The 18,771-nt window shown below is 70.9% G+C and carries 15 protein-coding genes and 1 pseudogene; 7 read left to right on the top strand and 9 right to left on the bottom strand.

Annotated features, from left to right (window positions below; genetic code table 11):
* Window positions 1-97: 97 nt before the first annotated feature.
* Window positions 98-1,540 carry an MFS transporter gene (locus TR46_RS28170; protein WP_042406549.1) on the bottom strand — a complete coding sequence of 481 codons (1,443 nt, stop codon included), beginning with the start codon at window positions 1,538-1,540 and terminating at the stop codon, window positions 98-100.
* Between the two features lie 225 nt (window positions 1,541-1,765).
* Between TR46_RS28170 and TR46_RS28165 the strand changes: the two genes are divergently transcribed.
* Window positions 1,766-2,350 carry a TetR/AcrR family transcriptional regulator gene (locus tag TR46_RS28165; RefSeq protein ID WP_042406546.1) on the top strand — a complete coding sequence of 195 codons (585 nt, stop codon included), beginning with the start codon at window positions 1,766-1,768 and terminating at the stop codon, window positions 2,348-2,350.
* Between the two features lie 69 nt (window positions 2,351-2,419).
* Here TR46_RS28165 and TR46_RS28160 read toward each other — a convergent pair whose 3' ends face one another.
* Window positions 2,420-4,639 carry an NADP-dependent isocitrate dehydrogenase gene (locus TR46_RS28160; protein ID WP_042406543.1) on the bottom strand — a complete coding sequence of 740 codons (2,220 nt, stop codon included), beginning with the start codon at window positions 4,637-4,639 and terminating at the stop codon, window positions 2,420-2,422.
* On the opposite strand from TR46_RS28160, the gene TR46_RS43265 reads away from it, so the two are divergent.
* On the top strand, window positions 4,620-4,841 hold the full coding sequence (locus TR46_RS43265) for a hypothetical protein (RefSeq protein ID WP_152626721.1): 222 nt from the start codon (window positions 4,620-4,622) through the stop codon (window positions 4,839-4,841). The genes TR46_RS28160 and TR46_RS43265 overlap by 20 nt on opposite strands.
* Window positions 4,842-4,851: 10 nt before the next feature.
* On the opposite strand, the gene TR46_RS28150 is transcribed toward TR46_RS43265, so the two are convergent.
* Window positions 4,852-5,394 (bottom strand): carbonic anhydrase, encoded by a 543-nt coding sequence (locus tag TR46_RS28150; protein WP_042406647.1) that lies wholly within the window; start codon window positions 5,392-5,394, stop codon window positions 4,852-4,854.
* 87 nt (window positions 5,395-5,481) lie between these two features.
* On the opposite strand from TR46_RS28150, the gene TR46_RS28145 reads away from it, so the two are divergent.
* The 3 genes from TR46_RS28145 (at window position 5,482) to TR46_RS28135 (ending at window position 7,021) form a co-directional block, all read left to right on the top strand.
* Entirely contained in the window at window positions 5,482-6,156 is a 675-nt protein-coding gene (locus TR46_RS28145; RefSeq protein ID WP_042406537.1) for a TetR/AcrR family transcriptional regulator, read from the top strand.
* Between the two features lie 82 nt (window positions 6,157-6,238).
* A complete protein-coding gene (locus TR46_RS43260) occupies window positions 6,239-6,499 on the top strand; it encodes a hypothetical protein (RefSeq protein WP_042406534.1) in 261 nt (86 codons plus the stop codon).
* Between the two features lie 129 nt (window positions 6,500-6,628).
* Entirely contained in the window at window positions 6,629-7,021 is a 393-nt protein-coding gene (locus TR46_RS28135; RefSeq protein ID WP_042406532.1) for a VOC family protein, read from the top strand.
* A gap of 17 nt (window positions 7,022-7,038) precedes the next feature.
* On the opposite strand, the pseudogene TR46_RS28130 reads toward TR46_RS28135, so the two are convergent.
* The 6 genes and pseudogenes from TR46_RS28130 to TR46_RS28105 all read right to left on the bottom strand — a co-directional run.
* A pseudogene (locus TR46_RS28130) lies at window positions 7,039-7,254 on the bottom strand (TrmH family RNA methyltransferase); the annotation flags it as partial.
* Between the two features lie 103 nt (window positions 7,255-7,357).
* On the bottom strand, window positions 7,358-9,934 hold the full coding sequence (locus TR46_RS28125) for a CBM35 domain-containing protein (protein WP_042406528.1): 2,577 nt from the start codon (window positions 9,932-9,934) through the stop codon (window positions 7,358-7,360).
* A 310-nt stretch (window positions 9,935-10,244) separates the two neighbouring features.
* Window positions 10,245-11,315, bottom strand: a complete 1,071-nt coding sequence (locus tag TR46_RS28120; protein WP_152626720.1) for a LacI family DNA-binding transcriptional regulator — start codon at window positions 11,313-11,315, stop codon at window positions 10,245-10,247.
* A 123-nt stretch (window positions 11,316-11,438) separates the two neighbouring features.
* A complete protein-coding gene (locus TR46_RS28115; protein ID WP_052433151.1) occupies window positions 11,439-12,794 on the bottom strand; it encodes an ABC transporter substrate-binding protein in 1,356 nt (451 codons plus the stop codon).
* Window positions 12,795-12,853: 59 nt separating this feature from the next.
* The gene (locus TR46_RS28110) at window positions 12,854-13,678 is read right to left on the bottom strand and encodes a carbohydrate ABC transporter permease (RefSeq protein WP_042406525.1); all 825 of its coding nucleotides are present in this window, start codon (window positions 13,676-13,678) and stop codon (window positions 12,854-12,856) included.
* A gap of 12 nt (window positions 13,679-13,690) precedes the next feature.
* Entirely contained in the window at window positions 13,691-14,662 is a 972-nt protein-coding gene (locus tag TR46_RS28105) for a carbohydrate ABC transporter permease (RefSeq protein ID WP_236655550.1), read from the bottom strand.
* Window positions 14,663-15,030: 368 nt separating this feature from the next.
* On the opposite strand from TR46_RS28105, the gene TR46_RS28100 reads away from it, so the two are divergent.
* Window positions 15,031-17,142: an alpha-galactosidase gene (locus TR46_RS28100; protein ID WP_042406523.1), complete on the top strand. Its 2,112-nt coding sequence runs from the start codon at window positions 15,031-15,033 to the stop codon at window positions 17,140-17,142.
* 171 nt (window positions 17,143-17,313) lie between these two features.
* The coding region (locus TR46_RS41440; RefSeq protein WP_042406519.1) for a serine/threonine-protein kinase at window positions 17,314-18,771 on the top strand (1,458 nt) is incomplete at its 3' end.

The raw sequence follows: 18,771 nt of genomic DNA, 5'->3' as shown, positions 1-18,771 counted from the left end.
CCGCAGCCGGCTTGTCGCGCAGTTCCCCGCGCCCCTGATGGGGGCGCGGGGAACTGCGCGACAAGCCCGCGACTGCCGCGAGCGTTTCGCTGCGCGGCTACCGCCCGGTGGCTTCGGCGGCCAGTACGGGGTGCTGCTCGTCGGCCGGGGCGGCGGGTGCCGCCGGCCGCACGGCCCGGGCGGAGGGCACCCGCAGGGCGACCAGGGCGGCGCCCAGGCAGAGCAGGGCCAGCAGGGTGAAGCCCTCGGTGTAGCCGGATTCGGCGGGCAGGCCGGAGGCCTGCAGGTTGCCGGTGACCAGGCTGCTCATCACGGCCGCGCCGATCGACCCGCCGATGGTGCGGATGTTGGCGTTCATGCCGGTGGCCGCGCCGGTCTGGGCGGCCGGGACGCTGTGCACGATCAGGTTGGCCATGGAGGCGTAGGCGAGGCCGATACCGAGGCCGAACACCCCTGCGGCGAAGGCGATCTGCCACTGCTGCCCGTGCCAGGCGGCGAGGATGGCGCAGGCCGCAGCCCCGAACGCGGAACCGGTGACCAGCAGGGCCTTGGCTCCGACGATCGGCTGCAGTCGCCCGCTGAGCACGCCGGAGCCGAACATCGCCACCAGCATCGGCAGCATCAGCAGTCCGGCGCCGGTGACGCTGGAGCCGAAGCCGTAGCCGGCCGAGGAGGGGGTCTGCGCGAAGCCGGGCAGGAAGGACCAGACCGCGTACATCCCCGCGCCGAAGAGCAGCGCGGTGGTGTTGGTGGTCCACACTGCGGGCAGCCGCATCACCTTGAGGTCGATCAGCGGGCTGGCGGAGCGGCCCTCGGAGCGCAGCCACAGGGCGAACAGTGTTACCGCGGCCACCAGCAGCAGGTTCACCCGCAGCGAGCCCCAGCCCCAGCTGGATGCCTGGCTGATGGGGAGCAGCAGGGCGACCAGCCAGGCCGAGAGCAGCCCGGCGCCGAGCCAGTTGACGCTGCCCTCGCTCCGGGTGGGCGACTCGGGGATCCAGCGCAGTGCGGCGAGCGCGGCCAGCGCCACCACGCCGACCGGCAGCCAGAACAGCCAGCGGTAGTCCAGTGCGCCGACGATGGGCCCGGCCAGCACGATGCCGAAGCCGCCGCCCGCGGCGATCACCGCGGAGAGGTTGCTGATGCTGGGGGAGACCCGGGTGGCCGGGAACTCGTCCCTGATGATGCCGAAGGAGAGCGGGAACAGTGCGCCGCCGATGCCCTGGACCACCCGGGCGACGATCAGCACGGTGATGTCGGGCGCCAGCGCCGCCAGCAGGCAGCCGAGCACCAGCGCCACCAGTACCGCGACCAGGGTGCGCTTCTTGCCGACGAGGTCGCCGACGCGTCCCAGGATGGGTGTGAAGACGGAGGCGGACAGCAGGTAGGCGGTCATCACCCAGGTCACTGTGGACTGCGAGGTGTGCATGGCGTGCTGGACGGTGGGCAGGGCCGGGGCTATCAGTGACTGCAGCATCGAGAAGACGCCGGCCCCGGTCGCGAGGACCGCGAAGGTGAGCCGATTGGACGTCCGGTTCATATTGGTTTCTCTCTTGGAGCTCTGGGAGCGAACGGCGTTGGGGCATGACGGGGAGCGGTCCCGCAGGGGCCGCTGGAAGGGTGTGGGGGTCCGCCTCGGTGTGGACCGATGCCTCGACTGCTAAAGTGGAGGTATGCCTCCACCATAGCGGAGGCATACCTCCGGTTCAAGTCCGGAATCCACGAGCCGGAAATCCAAGGGCCGGAATCCACGAGGGAGAGCGCAATGGCGGAGTCGTCGGCGACAGCCACGGTGGGAGAGATCATCGTGGTGCAGCGCCCACGCCGCGCGGACGCCGCACGCAACTTCGACGCGCTGCTGGCGGCGGCCAGGGAGGCCTTCGCCGAGAACGGGGCGGACGCCTCGCTGGAGGACATCGCCCGGCGCGCGGGCGTCGGCATCGGCACCCTCTACCGCAACTTCCCCACCCGTAGACACCTCTTCGAGAGCGTCTACGCCGAGGAGGTCAACGCCCTCGGCAAGGTGGCGGCGGACCTGGCCGGCGACCCGCCGTGGCAGGCCCTGACCACCTGGCTGCGCCGCTTCGTGGACTACACCATCACCAAGAAGGCCGTCCGCGACGCGCTCAACGGCGAGTCGGACATCTTCCTGGCCTGCCGCGACTCCCTCTACGAGTCCGGCGGCCCGCTGCTGCGCCGAGCCCAGCAGGCCGGCGAGGCCAGGGCCGACATGAGCTTCGACGACCTGCTGCGGATGGTCTCCGGCATCACCTCGGCCGCCTTCCTGGACGCGGACCAGCGCGACCGGGTCCTCGACATCGCCCTGGACGGCGTCCGCGTGCGCCGCTGACGCCGGAACGCGGCAGGTCCCCGGGTCGAGATCGACCCGGGGACCTGCCGGCGTATTTCTGATCCAGCGTCAGCCGAGGGTGGCGAGGGCCTCGTTGAAGGTCGCCGAGGGGCGCATCACGGTCGATGCCTTGGCCGGGTCGGGCTGGTAGTAGCCGCCGATCTCGACCGGGGAGCCCTGGACCGCGATCAGCTCGTCGACGATGGCCTGCTCCTGCTCGGTCAGCGTCTTGGCGAGGGCCGCGAAGGCCTCGGCCAGCTGGGCGTCCTCGGTCTGCGCCGCCAGCTCCTGGGCCCAGTACAGCGCCAGGTAGAAGTGGCTGCCGCGGTTGTCGATGCCGCCCAGGCGGCGGCTGGGCGACTTGTCCTGCTCCAGGAAGGTGCCGGTGGCCCGGTCCAGGGTGTCGGCGAGGACCTGGGCCCGCGCGTTGTCCGTGCTCACGGCCAGGTGCTCGAAGCTGGCCGCCAGCGCGAAGAACTCGCCCAGGCTGTCCCAGCGCAGGTAGTTCTCCTTGAGCAGCTGCTGCACGTGCTTGGGGGCGGAGCCGCCCGCGCCGGTCTCGAACAGGCCGCCGCCGTGGATCAGCGGGACCACCGAGAGCATCTTGGCGCTGGTGCCCAGCTCCAGGATCGGGAACAGGTCGGTCAGGTAGTCGCGCAGCACGTTGCCGGTGACCGAGATGGTGTCCTCGCCGCGGCGGATCCGCTCCAGCGAGAACGCGGTGGCCTGCTCCGGGGTGAGGATCTCGATCTGCAGCCCGGTGGTGTCGTGCTCCGGGAGGTAGGCCTTGACCTTGGCGATCAGGTTGGCGTCGTGGGCGCGGCCCTCGTCCAGCCAGAACACCGCGGGCGAGCCGGTGGCGCGGGCGCGGGTGACGGCCAGCTTGACCCAGTCACGGATCGGCACGTCCTTGGTCTGGCACATCCGGAAGATGTCGCCGGTGCCGACCGGCTGCTCCAGCACGGTGGCGCCGGAGGCGTCGACCACGCGGACGGTGCCCTCGACCGGGATCTCGAAGGTCTTGTCATGGCTGCCGTACTCCTCGGCCGCCTGCGCCATCAGGCCGACGTTGGGCACCGAACCCATGGTCGACGGGTCGAAGGCGCCGTGGGCCCGGCAGTCGTCGATGACCACCTGGTAGACGCCCGCGTAGCTGCTGTCGGGGATGACGGCGAGGGTGTCCGCCTCGTTGCCGTCCGGCCCCCACATGTGGCCGGAGGTGCGGATCATCGCGGGCATGGAGGCGTCCACGATGACGTCGCTGGGGACGTGCAGGTTGGTGATGCCCTTGTCGGAGTCGACCATCGCCAGGGCCGGGCCCTCGGCGAGCTCGGCGTCGAAGGAGGCCTTGATCGCAGCTCCCTCGGGCAGGCCGTCCAGGCCCTTCAGGATGCCGCCGAGGCCGTCGTTGGGGCTCAGGCCGGCCGTGGCCAGGACCGCGCCGTACTGGGCGAAGGTCTTGGGGAAGAAGGCACGGACCACGTGGCCGAAGATGATCGGGTCGGAGACCTTCATCATGGTGGCCTTGAGGTGCACCGAGAACAGCACGCCCTCGGCCTTGGCCCGGGCGACCTGGGCGGTGAAGAACTCGCGCAGCGCGGCCACGTGCATCACCGACGCGTCCACGACCTCGCCGGCCAGCACCGGCACCGACTCGCGCAGCACCTTGACGGAGCCGTCGGTGCCGACCAGCTCGATGCGCAGGGTGCCGTCGGCGGCGATCACCGCGGACTTCTCGGTGGAGCGGAAGTCGTTGGCGTCCATGTGCGCGACATTGGTCCTGGACTCGGTGGTCCAGGCGCCCATGCGGTGCGGGTGCGCCTTGGCGTAGTTCTTCACCGAGGCGGGGGCGCGTCGGTCGGAGTTGCCCTCGCGCAGCACCGGGTTCACGGCGCTGCCCTTGACCTTGTCGTAGCGGGTGCGGACGTCGCGGTCCTCGTCGGTCTGCGGGTCGTCCGGGTAGTTCGGCAGGGCGTAGCCCTGGGCCTGCAGCTCGGCGATCGCGGCCTTCAGCTGCGGCACGGAGGCCGAGATGTTCGGCAGCTTGATGATGTTGGCGCCGGGGGTCTTGGCGAGCAGGCCCAGCTCGGCCAGCGCGTCCGAGATGCGCTGACCCTCCTCCAGACGCTCGGGGAAGCTGGCGATGATGCGCCCGGCCAGCGAGATGTCGCGCGTCTCCACCTTGACGCCCGCCGTCGAGGCGTACGCCTGGACCACCGGCAGGAACGAGTACGTCGCCAGGGCCGGGGCCTCGTCAGTGTGCGTATAGATGATGGTCGAGTCAGTCACCGCTACTCCGATTCACGTCTCCAACGTTTCTCGACATCAAGATATCTCGTCCACGGGCCCGCGCGACACCACCACCCCCGCCGGAGGCCCGCTGGATGCGCGCGGGCGGGGCGGCGGGGGCTTCAGTGCCGAGCTGCGGCAGGCCGGGAGCAGGGGCGACGTGATCCTGGTGGACCTGGAGCGGCTCTACCGGGGCGAGTGATCCCTTTTCCTCATCGAGCGGGCTGGGGCTGTCGGGTGCCGAGCACGGTGGTGACCCGTCCGGTGTCGATGTCCAGGACGTGGCCGGAGACGCTGACCTTGGGGGAGAGGCGGGGTGAGGCGAGCAGGAGTTCGACGTCGGCGGCGACGGTGGCCGCCGGGTCCGCGACTGCGGCGGCTTCCAGGGCGGCCTCGGACGTGTCCGTCGCCCGGGCTGCCTGGTGACGGAAGTCCGGATCGTCCAGGAAGCCTGTTCCGCACTGGGTGTGGTGGATGACCACGACCTCGAAGAGCTCGTCGAACGGGCCGAACAATGTGTCGCCCAGGAAGGCGAGGTAGGCGATGTCGTCGATCACGGCGGTGGTCACCCGCCCGCCGGCGTTGCGGATGACCGGAGCGCTTCCGGGGTGGAGCCCGAGCATCCGGGCGGGGTCGATTCGGTGGTCGAGGCAGGTGAGTACGAGCACCTCCGCGGTGGGCGGCCCGAGCGGCACCGGGTTGTAGTCGCGGGCGAACTGCTCGTTGTGCTGGAGCAGTTGGGTCATTCCGGGCATGACGGCTCCCATGGGTCCGACAGATTAGTGGACGCTGTCCACATTAGCTCGTGTTGTGGACGGTGTCCACTTTGCTATCGTGATCGCGTGACCACCGGCCGATCAGCTGCGGAAACGTCCCCGCCGAAGGGACGACGCCCCCGCGGCGTCGTCCGGGAGGGCCTGATCGCCGCCGGGGTCGAGCTGGCGCGGTCCGGCGGCCCCGACGCCGTGGTGCTGCGGGAGGCCACTCGGATCGTGGGTGTCGCGCCCAACGCCGCCTACCGCCACTTCGCCGACCGCGACGAACTCCTCGCCGCCGTCTGCACTGCGGCGATGAGCGAGCTCGGCGACCGGATGGCCGCCGGAGTCGGCCGGGTCCGGGGCAGGCGTGGCGACCCCATGGCGGCGGCGCAGCGACTCCGTGCCATCGGCACCGCCTACCTGCAGTTCGCCCGCGACGAGCCGGGACTGTTCGCCACCGCCTACGCCCTGCCCCAGCAGCACGCCTATGTCACCCCCGGCGGCGGTGCCGGTCCTGACCGGACCCCGCTGGGCCAACTCCGTTCCGCGCTGGACGAGTTGGTCGACGCAGGCGTGATCGACGTCCGGCGCCGGGCCGGAATCGAGTACCCGGTGTGGGGCGCCGTCCACGGGATGGCCGTCCTCACCGGACAGGGGCCGCTCCGCGATGTCCCGGAGACCGAGATGCACAACCTCGACGAACTCACTCTCACCTTCATCGGGGACAGCCTGATGGCGGACCGTTCTCATCAGGAGTAGAGGGAAGCCACAGCTGATCTCCAGAACCTCAGGTGAGAGTCAGGTGTGTCGGGAGAGGGAGTCAGCGGTCGAGGAGGGGCACATGAACGACACGGAGATCAAGGTCAGCGGGCTGCGCGGCTGGTTCACCAGCAGGCCGTGGCTGGTGGCCGGAGTGGCCGCAGCGGTCGTCCTCGGTCCGGCGGCGACCACCGCCACCGCACTGGAACGGGCCAACGCGGCACCCGTGCACCGGCCCTGGCACAAGCCGCAGCACAGGACGCCGCAACGCAACGCGACGGCCGCGACCACAGCCCTGGTGGTGACCAGGGAGGACCGCTACACCGCGGAGCGGACCCGCTAGCGCCGCCGTTCGCGGCCGGGGCGGCGGGGTGGGGGCGGCTGCGGGGCCGGATCGGATGTTCCCGGACGGACGGTCTCGGTAGGTTGGCAGGGTCGTATACCTGCGCCGCCGCTCTACGAAGGGTCGTCGATGGAACTCGCCCAGGTCCGGCTTCTCGTCACGGACTTCCCCCGCTGCTACCGCTTCTATCGGGATGTGCTGGGGCTGAAGCCGCAGTTCGACGCGGAGGACGGCCCGTACGCCAAGTTCACCCCCGACGGCGGCGGAGCGGGGGTGGCCCTGCAGGACCGTGCGCAGATGGCGCAGGTGCTGGGCGAGCTCGTCGACGAGCCGACCGGTAGCCGGTCGCTCGTCGTCCTGCGGGTGGACGGCATCGACCGCTACTGCGAGGAGATCGGAGCACGCGGAGCGGTACTGGTCCAGGGCCCCGCGCCGATGACGGACCGTATGCGCGTCGCCCACCTCAAGGACCCGGCAGGGAACCTGGTCGAACTCCAGGAGTGGCTCGCTCTGCGGGGCTGACGCCCGGTCCGTCGCAGTCAGCCCACCGGCTGCCGCGCGGCTGCGGCGATGCGCTGCCTCGACGCCTCGTACAGTACGGCCGTCGCGGCGTTGGCCGCGTTGAGGGAACTGGCGCTGCCACTCATGGGGATGCTGACGACATGGTCGCAGAGCCCCCGCCAGGCGGCGCTCAGGCCGGTGGTCTCGTTGCCGATCAGGAGCAGGGTCGGCCGGGTGAGGTCGAAGTCGAAGATGCTCCGCGCCGACGCGCGCCCCTCCGGTGGGAGTGGGACCGGCAGAGGCCCGGGGCACACGCAGTGCCCCGGGCCGACTGGCTGACGGAGGGTCAAGCAGGCGTCACTGCTTGGCGAGCTGGATGGAGTCGATGTCGGGGGCGTAGGCGGAGGAGTTGCCGAAGGTGATGGTGTTGCTGCCGGCGGCCAGGGTCACCGGGATGTCGACGGTGTTGAACTGGTTCCAGCTGAAGGTGTTGGCGAACACCGCCGTGGTGGCCGTGCCGCCGTCGACGGAGACCGAGGCGGTGCGGGACTCGATGTTGGTGTTGTAGTTCCCCGAGCCCGAGGTGTCGTCGTTGGCGTAGTGGACGGCCAGCATGTAGGTGCCCGCGGTGGCGGCGGTGACGCCGTTGAACGTGAGGGTGTTGGCGGCGCCGTTGCCGATGTAGCCGACGTAACTGCTGCCGGAGGCCCAGCTGTTGGCGGTGACCACGGCGGTGCCGCCGAGGGTGTTGGCGGAGCTCTCGGCCTGGTAGGTGGTGATGCCGCTGGTACTCGGTGCCGTGGCGACGGAGACGTTCTCCACCGACGCGGGCCCGTTGGCGGTCACCGTCACCGGGTTCATCCCGGCCTGCAGGTAGAGGCTGACCGTCGCGGTCGACATCGCGCCCGAGGTGGAGGGCAGGGTGCCGCCGGTGACGGTGTTCCCGTTGGCGGTCAGGGTCAGCGAACCGCTGGTCGCGTAGCGGACGGTGGTGGTGTAGTAGCCGTCGCTCGGCGCGTACACGTCGGCGGTGGAGGCGGCGCCGGAGGAGAGCACGGCCCGGCCCTCACCGGTGCCGTCGGAGGCGGTGTAGTTGTAGCCGACGGTCCCGCTGGTGCGGCCGAGTGCCGACTCGTAGACGGTCGCCGCCGAGGAGGACGCGGTCAGGTCGATCTTGTCGAGGGTCACCTGCCCGATCGCGGTGCCCAGGGTCGCGTTGGACTTGGCCAGGGTGATGGTGTGGGTGCCCGCCGAGAGGGTGAGGGTCACGTCCTTGCGATTGCGCCACAGCCAGTTGAGCGTGGCGGGGTAGTCCACCAGCTGGGAGGCGGTGCCGTCCACGCTCAGCGCCTGCTGCGCATGGGTGCCGGTCTGGTTGCCGTAGTAGATGCCGAGGTTGTAGGAGCCGGTCGTCGGCGCGGTGACGGTGAAGGTGACCGCACTGTCGGAGGCGTTCAGTGAGCCGACGTCCTGGGTGCCGGAGGTGGCATAGCCGTTGGCGTTGCTGACCGTGCCCTGGGTGGAGACGACGCCGTCGGTGATCGCAGCGCTCTCCGCCTCGTAGGAGGCGCTGTACGGGGCGTTGGCCGCGGTCGCGGTGGTGACGTTGGAGGGGGTGAGCACGATCCGGTACGCCGACATGGCCTTCAGGCCGGTCAGCGGCACGGTGATGCTGCCGGACGAGGTCGGGTAGACGGTCCGCGAGACCACCTTCGGTGCCGCGCCGGCGCCGGTGTAGCCGGACCAGTCGGTCTCCTCGACCGTTGCGGCGACCTTGGATCCGAAGACACCGGACGAGATCCCGTTCACGACCACGTCGGCCGCCCCCGAGGAGCCGCCGAGCACGATCTGGGCCTGGTCCTTGGCGGTGTCGTAGGAGGCCACGCCCTGCAGGGTGTCCGTGGTGTTCGGCGACGGCGGGGTGACCGACACCGTGTTCCCGGACATCCGCGCGTACCAGTCGTAGAGCCAGTAGGCGCCGGTGGGCGTGTTCTGACCGGTGGTCAGGTCGTCGTAGTTGCCGGCGATGTCCCAGTAGGCCAGGTCGCCGTAGACCTTGGCCTTCTCGAATGCCGCTATCCACTGCACCAGTTGGCCCGGCACCGACAGGTCGCGGCGGTCGCCGTACTCGTCGATGTCGATGGGCAGGGCGCTGACCCCGGCGGCGGTCTCCTCGGCGCGGTAGGTGCTGTAGTGACTCGCGAAGTTCGCCGTGGAGCTGGACGACAGCTCGTGCCAGCTCATCATGTCGGGCAGGGTGCCGGCGCTCTTGGCGTGCGCCAGGAAGTCGGGAAGGAAGCGGGTGTCGAAGCCCGACTCGTTGGGGCCGACGATCTTCGCGGTGGGGTCGTCCTTCCTGATCTCCGCGTAGATCGCGTCCCACCAGGTGAAGAAGGTGTCCCGGTTGGTGTCGTAGGTGGCGGTGTCGGAGGTTCCCAGCCCGAACCAGATCCCGTCCGGCTCGTTCACCGGGACGTACTCGAAGGAGGAGTGCTGCGGGCTGGCCACCACCGTGGCGGCGATGGTGTCGACCACTGAGAGGTACGAGGAGAGCGTGGTGGTCTGGTACGGCCAGTCCGAGTAGTAGTCCTGCATGTAGATCAGGACCTTGCCGCTGCTGGAGTCCTTGACGAAGGTGCCCGCCACCTTGGCGGCGTCGCCGTTGGGGTGCTGGGTGCCGCCGGGCGCCTTCTGGGCGATGGTGGTCGGCGCCAGCGGCGCGAGCAGGTTGTCGCTGGGAACGCCCGCGTCGGACAGCCCGTACAGCGCGCCGTTGGCGCCGTGCAGGACCGGGCCGGTACTGCTGCCCAGGTTGACGGTGAGGGTGGAGGTGGCCGCCGAGGCGGTCTGGACGGATGCGGCACTTGCCCCGGCGGCGGCCGCGAGCAGAAGCAGCGCGGAGGCCAAGCGCGTGGTCGCGCCTGCGAATCTCATGACGGGATCGCTCCAACTGGGTGAGGTGGATCCTGGGTGGGGTGGGCGCTGAGTGCGGTCGGCGGCCACAATCCGTGACCGGTAACAGAGTGACGGCAGGTCAGGGCCCGCACGGGCAGCCAGGGGCGGCTGAACCGTGAGTGCGAGGGTGGTTGCTGACGGAACTCGACTGCGGCGTCTGCCTGGCCTGTCGCGCAGTTCCCCGCGCCCCTGGCTTGTGCAACTGGCCCAGTTGCAGACCCCTGGGGGTGCGGGGAACTGCGCGACAAGCCGACTACGGTCCGCAGCCGAAGTCCCGTGGGAAGCGGCTTCAGCGCGGTGCCGGCCCGCTGCTCTCGCGGACGACCAGTTCGGGCTCGGCCCACAACCCCGGTGCGGGCGCCGAGTCCGGGTCGAGCAGGGCGTGCAGCAGGCCGAACGCGGACCGGCCCAGGCCCTCGAAGTCCAGCCGGACCGTGGTCAGCGAGGGGGCCAGGTAGGCGGACTGCGGAGCGTCGTCGAAACCGATGACGCTGAGGTCCCCGGGGACGTCCCGGCCGGCCTCGCGGGCCGCCCGGAGCACGCCGAGGGCGACGTCGTCGTTGCCGCAGAGGATGGCGGTGACGCTGGGGTCGACCAGCAGCGCCCTGGCGGCGAGGTAGCCGGACCGCGGGGTCCAGCCGGCGTCCAGCAGGGTCGGCACCGGGCGCCCGGCGGAGCGCAGCGCGTCCTGCCAGCCGTGGGTGCGCTGGGTCAGCTGACTGCTGGAGGAGGGGATGGACAGGTGGTGCACGGTGCGGTGGCCCAGGCTGAGCAGGTAGCGGGTGGCGTGGGCGGCGGCGCCCCGGTCGTCGATCCACACCTGCGGCCGTCCGGTGTGCTGCTGGCCGCTGTCCGGCCGCTCCATCAGGCCCACCACCGGGTGGTCCGCGGGCAGCGCCTCCAGCACCCGGGCCCCGACCGTCTCGAACGCGATCACCACGGCCGGCGCGCCGGGCCGCCCGAGGCGCTCGATGACGTCCTGGGTGCCGGTGGCCGCGTCCGGCTCCAGCACGCTGATGCCCACGGTGAACCCGGCTGCCCTGGCCTCCTCCTCGATCCCGCGCAGCGCGGCGGCGCAGCCGTAGAGCGCGGTGTCGACCGTGAGCACGGTGACCGACCTGGGCCGCCCCCCGGCCAGCGCCTGGGCGCTGCGGTTGGGAGTGAAGCCCAGTTCCTCGATGGTCCGCAGGACCAGGGCCCTGGTGGAGTCCTTGACGTGCGGCTTGCCGTTGATGACCCGGGAGACGGTCTGGTGCGAGACCCCGGCGACCCGGGCCACCTCCCAGATGCTGGTGGCCTGGGCGCCGGCCGCCGCTGCCGGCCGGGTGCCCGGTGCCGCGGCGGGAGTGTCCGTGCTCATCCTGTTACCGCTCCCAGTCATTGGGTCATTCTCGGAAGCGCCGGCCCGCGGTGTCAATTCGCAGGCCAGGTCGCCGGTGTGCATACAGAGGGTGCTCCTGCGGCCCGGGGCCGGCCCGGGAGGCTAGTTGTCGCTGGTGATGGCGGCGTTGGACTTGCTGTTGACGTCGTCGGCGGCCGCCTGCGGGGTCATCTGGCCCAACCAGACCTGGTTGAAGTCCTGCAGCACGATGGTGTTGAAGGTGGTGTTGGAGGTGGTCAGCGGGTAGCCCATGGTGGTGCCCTCGGAGCCGGTCCTGAACGCGGTGACGTCGACCCCCTTCGCCTTCCAGGCGGCGGCGAAGCCGTCGTTCAGGGTGGGTATGCCGGGCCAGACGGTGCCGCTGTCGGCGACCAGCTTCTCCGAGGCGGGGGAGGCGAGCCACTGCTCCAGCTCCCAGGCCTCGGCCGGGTGCTTGGTGTGGGCGTAGACCGCGTCGCTGAGGCCGTTGAACACCGTGCCGGTGCCGGCCGGGCCGCTGGGCAGCGCGGAGACGCCCCAGCTGCCGGCGGGCATCGCCGACTCGAAGGAGGTCAGGTCCCAGTCGCCGTCGAAGGTGGTCGCGGCGTCGCCCTTGGCGAGGATCTGCGGCAGCGAGGCGGCGTTGGGCGTGTTGGTCTCCGAGCCGGGCGCGGCGACGTGCCACTTGTCGCGCAGGTCCTGCTCGAACTGGATCGCCTGGACGCAGGCCGGGGTGTTCACGGTCCACTTGCCGTAGGCCTTGTCCTGGAGCTTGCAGCCGTTCTGCAGGCCGAAGTCCCACCAGTCCTGCTGGCCGTTGGGGGCCTCCAGGGCGATGCCGTAGGTCTTGACGTGCTTGGCGTCGAAACCGGGCTGGTTCGGATGCTTGCCGTTGGCGTCGACGGTGAGCTTCTGCAGCGCGGCGACGAAGCTGCCGCCGGTGGCGGGGTCCCAGCTGAGGTGGTTCATCTGGTCGGCGGTCAGGCCCGCCTTGGCCAGCATGCTCTTGTTGTAGATGGTGGCGATGGTGTCCCAGTCCTTGGGCAGGCCGTAGGTGACGGTGCCGGACTGCCACTGGGCCAGCAGCTTGGGGCTGTAGACGCCGGTGTCCAGGTTGGCGGCCTTGATCTTGCTGGTGAGGTCGGTGACGATGCCCTCCTTGGCCAGCTGCGGCAGGTAGGCCAGGTGGTCCCAGAACACGTCGGGCATGTTGCGGGATGCGGCGCCGGTCTGCAGCTTGCTCCAGTACTGGGCCCAGGCGACGAGTTCCAGGTTCACCTTGATGGAGGGGTGCGCCTTCTCGAACTCGTTGATGGACGCCTGGTAGGCGGCCTTCTCCGAGTCCTGCCAGATCATGTAGGTGAGGGTGACGGTACCGCCGGCCTTCGCCGAACCGCTGCCGCCGCATGCCGCGGTCAGGCCGACCAGCGCGGCGCAGGCGGCCGTGGCGGCGAATCTCCTGGTGGTGAGCTTGAGCATGGGGCATCCACTTCTCTGTGGGGAGGTGCAGGGGAGGGTGAGGGGACGGTTCGGGGGCGCTACTTGAGCCCGGTGAGGGCGATCGACCGGACGATGTGGCGCTGGAACACCAGGAACACGGCGATCAGCGGCAGCAGCGCGACAGCGGCGGCGGTCAGCACGATGTTGAGCTGGGAGGCGTACTGGCCCTGGAGTGCCGAGATGCCGACGGTGATCACCGTGGTGCGCTCGCTGCTGGTCGCCATCAGCGGCCAGAGCAGGTTGTTCCAGCTGTTGACGAAGGTGACGGTGGCGAGCGTCGCCAGGATCGGACGGCTCAGCGGCAGGATGATCCGCCACAGGATGGTCCAGGTACCGGCGCCGTCGATGCGCGCGGCCGCTTCCAGGTCCGGCGGGATGGTGCGGAAGTACTGGCGCACCAGGAAGATCCCGTACGGGGTGCCGAACACGTAGGGCAGGATCAGCGCCCGGTAGGTGTCGGTCAGCTGGAAGTGGCTCATGATGAGGAACAGCGGGACCAGGGTCACGATCTGAGGGACCATCATGGTCGCCACGAAGGCCCAGAACAGCAGGTCGCGGCCGGGGAACTCCATCCGGGCGAAGGCGTAGGCGCTGAGCGAGCAGAACAGCACCTGCCCGACGGTGATGGCCACCGACACGATCAGCGTGTGCACCATGAAGCCGGACATGTCGTACTGCGACCACAGCGAGGCGAAGTTGGAGAAGGTGGCCGGGTGGGCCGGGGTCCACGCCTGGGTGGAGAACATCCCCTGGGTGGTCTTGAAGGAGGCGTTCAGGGTCATCAGGTAGGGCGCGACCGAGATCAGCGCGCCGACCAGGAGGGCGGCGTAGAGCAGCGTCCTACGTACGGCGGTGCCAGTCATGGTGATGGTTCCTCAGCTGAAGTCGTAGACGGTGCGCTTGCGGAAGTACAGGAACTGGCCGGCCGTCACCAGCAGGATCATGGCGAACAGCACGATGGCGAGGGTCGCCGCGTAGCCCGCGTGGAAGAGCTGGAAGGCCTGCTGGTAGATGTAGTAGTTCAGGGTGGTGGTGGAGGTCCCCGGGCCGCCCTGGGTCATCACGAACACGGTGTCGAAGAGCTGGAACGAGCCGATGACATTGGTGATCAGCACGAAGAACATCGACGGCCGCAGCAGCGGCAGGGTGATCTTGAAGAACCGCTGCACCGCGCTGACCCCGTCGACCGCCGCCGCCTCGTAGATCTGCTCGGGTATCGCCTGCAGCCCGGCGAGCAGGAACAGCATGGTGTAGCCGGTGTACTGCCAGACGTTCACCGAGGCGATCACCGGCATCGCCCAGGTGGTCGAGGTCAGCCAGTTCGGGCCGGCGATGCCGACCAGCGACAGCAGGTGGTTGACCGCGCCGTGCCGGGGGTCGAAGGCCCAGGTCCAGATGATGCCCAGAGCCACCGGCATCGCCATCCAGGGGAGCACGAACAGCACCCGGAACACCTTGCCGCCGCGCATCTTCCGGTTCAGCGCCAGCGCCAGCAGCAGCGCCAGCACGGTCTGCGCCGGGATGTTCAGCGCCACGTAGTAGACGGTGTTGCCGACCGCCGTCCAGGCCGCCCCGTCCCCGGCCAGCCGGCGGTAGTTGGCGAGTCCGACGAACTGCGGGGTGCCGACCAGGTCCCAGCTGAACAGGCTGAGCGCGAACACCCCGATGATGGGCACCACCAGGAACAGCAGGAAACCCGCCAGGCTGGGGCCGATCAGCAGGTACGCCTCCACGGTCGCGCGGATCCGCCGTGGCCGCCGGCTCGGAGCGGGCGCTGTGGGGGCTGGTGCCTGCTGCTTCGTCAGTGATGGTCCCTCGGTGACGAGACCTGGGCTGTCGGTGGTCACAATGCCTACTCCCTGCGGCCTGGCACGAGATGTTCCCCTGGCGGCCGGGGCCGCGGGGGGAGTTGATGTGTGCGTTAACATCGCCGTGACGTAGGCACATAGTTATCGGTAACAGAAGATGGCAGTCAATAGTCCGGACGTCACCAGTTTTGGCCCCGGTTGGCGCTCAGGGTGCTGACCTGGAGGGATCGCGAAAGCAGCGGCCGATTCCGTTGGTTGCGGTTCGATGTACGCGGCCGCTCCGCCGTCGTCGTCGAGGCCTCGGCTCTTGTATTGGTGACCTTCGGCGAGTCAAGATTGTTAGCGGTCACATACCGAGGCGCGGACGCCTCCCGGACCGCCCTGAACGCACGCAAGGAGAACACGCGTTGACAACTGTTGCTCGCACGGGGGAGAGGTCCGTCCTCTGGTCGCACGAGGCGCTCGGGGTCCAGCTGCTGTCCGAGGGCGGCCGTGTCCGCCTCGGCGCGCCCGGGGAGGAGTGGGAGGACCTGGTCCCGCTGGTGGAGGTGGTCGCCACCGGTCACGGACGCGACTGGTCGGGTGCGCGGTCGGTCGACACCGCCATCGGCGCACGCATGCGCCACCGCAGCCATCTGCTGGACCACCGGGACGGCTGGGACCGGCTGCGGGTGCGGCTCGACGACCCGGTCAGCGGACTGGAGGCGCAGGTGGAGCTGAGCACCAGGGCCGACCTGCCGGTGCTTCGCTCACGCGTGCGGCTGCGCAACGGGGGGGAGACCGCGCTGCGGATCGAGTCCGTCAGCACCCTCACCCTGGGCGGCCTGGGTGCCCCCGCCGATCTCGACCTGTACTGGGCCGACAATGACTGGCTGGCCGAACTTCGCTGGCAGCGGGCGCCGTTGCGTGAGCAGCTGGTCGACCTGGACCGCTCGGCCGGCGGCCACGACGGCCGCGGCTGCTTCGAGCGCTTCTCCCGGGGGAGCTGGTCCACCGCCGGCAGCCTTCCCGTGGGCGTGCTGGCGGAGCGGGGGACCGGCCGCGCCTGGGCCTGGCAGGTGGAGTCCAGCGCCGGCTGGCGCTACGAGGTCGGCGAGCGCCGCCGCAGCGGCTACCTGGTCCTCGCCGGACCGGACGACGCCCGGCACCAGTGGAGCTGCCTGCTCGCGCCCGGCGAGGAGTTCGAGAGCGTCCCCGCCGCCCTGGCGGTGGCGCCCACCGGCGGCCCGGACGCCGTCTTCGGGGTGCTCACCGAGTACCGCCGGCTGCTGCGCCGTCCGCACCGGGACCTGCACGCCCTGCCGGTGGTCTACAACGACTACATGAACACCCTGATGGGCGACCCCAGCACCGAGCGGCTGCTGCCGCTGGTCGCGGCGGCGGCCCGGGCCGGCGCCGAGTACTTCGTCATCGACGCGGGCTGGTACGACGACGACGCCCGGGGCTGGTGGGACTCGGTCGGCGCCTGGGAGGCGGCCGAGCGCCGGTTCCCCGGCGGCCTGCGGCTGGTCCTGGACGAGATCCGGTCGAACGGGATGGTGCCGGGGCTGTGGCTGGAGCCCGAGGTGGTCGGGGTGCGCAGTCCGATCGCCCGCTCACTGCCGGACGAGGCGTTCTTCCAGCGTGGCGGCGTCCGGGTCACCGAGCACGGACGGCACCACCTGGACCTGCGCCACCCCGCCGCTCGGGCTCACCTGGACGCGGTGGTGGACCGGATCGTCGGAGACTGGGGCGTGGGCTACCTCAAGCTGGACTACAACATCAACGCCGGCCCCGGCACCGATACCGGCGGCGGGTCCCCGGGCGCGGGGCTGCTGGGCCACCACCGGGCCCATCTGGCCTGGCTGGACTCGGTGCTGGACCGCCACCCCGGCCTGGTGCTGGAGAACTGCGGCTCCGGCGGACTGCGCATGGACTACGCCCAACTGGCGCGCACCCAGCTGCAGTCCACCAGCGACCAGGAGAACTACCTCTGCTACCCGCCGATCGCGGCGGCCGGCCCCACCGCGGTCACGCCCGAGCAGTGCGCGGTCTGGGCCTACCCGCAGCCGGAGTTCACCGAGGACGAGATCTCCTTCGTGCTGGCCGGGGCGATGCTCGGCCGGGTCCATCTCTCCGGCTTCCTGGATCGGATGACGGACCGTCAGCAGGAGCTGGTGGCCCAGGGCGTCGCGGCCTACAAGGCGGTCCGGGCCGAACTGCCCGGGAGCCGCCCGTTCTGGCCGCTGGGCCTGCCGGGCTGGGAGGACGACTGGATCGCCCTCGGCCTGCACGGTGTGACCGCCGACTGCCTGACGGTGTGGCGCCGCCCCGCGGCCGGGGCCGCACGGACACCCGGCCCGGAGGACCGTGTCCGCACCCTCGCCCTGCCCCATCTGCGCGGGCTCGGCGCCCGGGTCCAGGTGCTGCACCCGGCCGCTGCGGACACTGTGGTGAGCTGGGACGACGCACGCGGCGAGCTCGCCGTGGAGCTGCCGCGCGCGCCGCAGGCGGTGGTGGTCCGGCTGGTGGTCGGCTGAGGCCGGCGGAAGGGTCCGCGGCCCGCGGTCGTGGACTCCAGGCGTGGACTCCGGTCGTCGTGGCTGTGAAGTAGCAGGTGTCCGTCCCGGCCGTAACAGTGGAGCGGTAATCTCCCCTCTGCACCTTTCGTCATACGGTCGTATCCGCAACGGGGAAGTCGAGTCCGCACCATGTCGCAGCAGAACGATGACCTGTCGGATCCGCGCGTCTTCGCCGGGACCGGGCTGGACCGGCTGGGAGCCTCCCCGCTGCGGGCCGTCGACCCGCGCCGGGTGGGTCCGTACGCGGTGCTCGCCGCGCTGGGCGGCGGCGGGATGGGCCGGATCTACCTGGGCCGCCCGCTCGACGGCGGCCCCGGGCTGGCCGCGGTCAAGGTGATCCGCCCCGAGTACGCCGAGGACGACGGCTTCCGACGGCGCTTCGAGCGGGAGTCGGAGGCGCTGTCGCGGGTCAGCGGCGAGCAGGCGGCGGTGCTGCTGGGCACCGGCCTGGACGGCGACCTGCTGTGGATGGCCACCGACTACATCCCCGGCCTCAACCTCTCCGAGGCGGTGGCCGCGTACGGCCCGCTCGGCGCCGAGGCGGCCTGGTGGCTGGCCGGCGACCTGGCCCAGGCCCTCGCCGCGATGCAGCGGGTCGGGGTGGTGCACCGGGACGTCAAGCCCTCCAACGTGGTGCTGGGGACGGACGGCTGCCGGGTCATCGACTTCGGCATCTCGCAGGCCGCCGACCGCAGTTCGATCACCACCACCGGCCAGCAGGTCGGCACCCCGGCCTATATGTCGCCCGAGCAGGTGCGCGGCCAGAGCGTGGCCACCACGTCCGACGTGTTCGCACTGGGGTCGGTGCTGGCCTTCTCGGTCACCGGGAACGGCCCGTTCGGCGACGGCACCAGCGTGGACGTCCTGCACAGCGTCGCTTTCGAACCGCCCAAGGAGGAGGTGCTGGCCCGGGTCGGGCAGGCGGATCCCGGGTTGGCCGCCCTGGTCCGGGCCTGCCTGGACAAGGACCCCGCCGCCCGGCCGGATCCGGAGCAGATCGCCGAGCAGGCTGCGAGCCGGCGGGTGCTGGCGCCGTGGTCGGCGGCGTTGAGTTCGGAGATCGTGCAGCGGGTGGAGATAGCCCTGGCCGCCCAGCAGCTGACGCTTCCTCAGGTCGCGTACCGGCCGGTCGACCAGCCGCAGGGGACGGTCCAGTTGTTCACGGTGGGTGGGGCGGCCGCCGGGATGGCGGCTGGGGCGGCGGCTGGGGCGGCGACGCCTGCACCGGGGCCGGGGGCCCCGGCGACGCCCGTACCCACCTCGACGCCCGTAGTCCCGCCGTGGCGGGTCGCCGAGGGGGCCACCCCGGTCGGCTCCCCGCGTACCCCGCCGACCGTCCCGGCCCTGCAGCAGCCCGCCTATGTGGTGGGGCCGGCCCCGGCGGCGCCCGGGCCGACCGCCTCGCCGTCCTCCTCCGCCGCCTTCTCTCCCTCCTTCTCCTCCCGGCGGCGGAACACGCTGGTCGTCGTGGGCGCCGCGGTGGCGGTCGGGGCGGTCGCGGTGGCCGGGGTGCTGCTGGGCTCCGGCAGTTCCGGCGCCCACGGCGCCGACGCCGCGTCATCCGGGGGCTCGTCCTCGGTGTCTGCC

The organism is Streptacidiphilus carbonis, from assembly GCF_000787775.1.
In the GTDB taxonomy this organism is placed as follows: domain Bacteria; phylum Actinomycetota; class Actinomycetes; order Streptomycetales; family Streptomycetaceae; genus Streptacidiphilus; species Streptacidiphilus carbonis.
The sequence above is the reverse complement of the archived record's forward strand: the minus strand, read 5'-3'. Positions and strand labels throughout refer to the sequence as shown.

Bases quoted from the DNA above. Each gene is read 5' to 3' on its own strand.
- TR46_RS28170 (WP_042406549.1), bottom strand. From the start codon at position 1,540: ATGAACCGGACGTCCAATCGGCTCACCTTCGCGGTCCTCGCGACCGGG.
- TR46_RS28165 (WP_042406546.1), top strand. From the start codon at position 1,766: ATGGCGGAGTCGTCGGCGACAGCCACGGTGGGAGAGATCATCGTGGTG.
- TR46_RS43265 (WP_152626721.1), top strand. From the start codon at position 4,620: ATGATGGTCGAGTCAGTCACCGCTACTCCGATTCACGTCTCCAACGTT.
- TR46_RS28150 (WP_042406647.1), bottom strand. From the start codon at position 5,394: ATGCCCGGAATGACCCAACTGCTCCAGCACAACGAGCAGTTCGCCCGC.
- TR46_RS43260 (WP_042406534.1), top strand. From the start codon at position 6,239: ATGAACGACACGGAGATCAAGGTCAGCGGGCTGCGCGGCTGGTTCACC.
- TR46_RS28135 (WP_042406532.1), top strand. From the start codon at position 6,629: ATGGAACTCGCCCAGGTCCGGCTTCTCGTCACGGACTTCCCCCGCTGC.
- TR46_RS28125 (WP_042406528.1), bottom strand. From the start codon at position 9,934: ATGAGATTCGCAGGCGCGACCACGCGCTTGGCCTCCGCGCTGCTTCTG.
- TR46_RS28120 (WP_152626720.1), bottom strand. From the start codon at position 11,315: ATGAGCACGGACACTCCCGCCGCGGCACCGGGCACCCGGCCGGCAGCG.
- TR46_RS28115 (WP_052433151.1), bottom strand. From the start codon at position 12,794: ATGCTCAAGCTCACCACCAGGAGATTCGCCGCCACGGCCGCCTGCGCC.
- TR46_RS28110 (WP_042406525.1), bottom strand. From the start codon at position 13,678: ATGACTGGCACCGCCGTACGTAGGACGCTGCTCTACGCCGCCCTCCTG.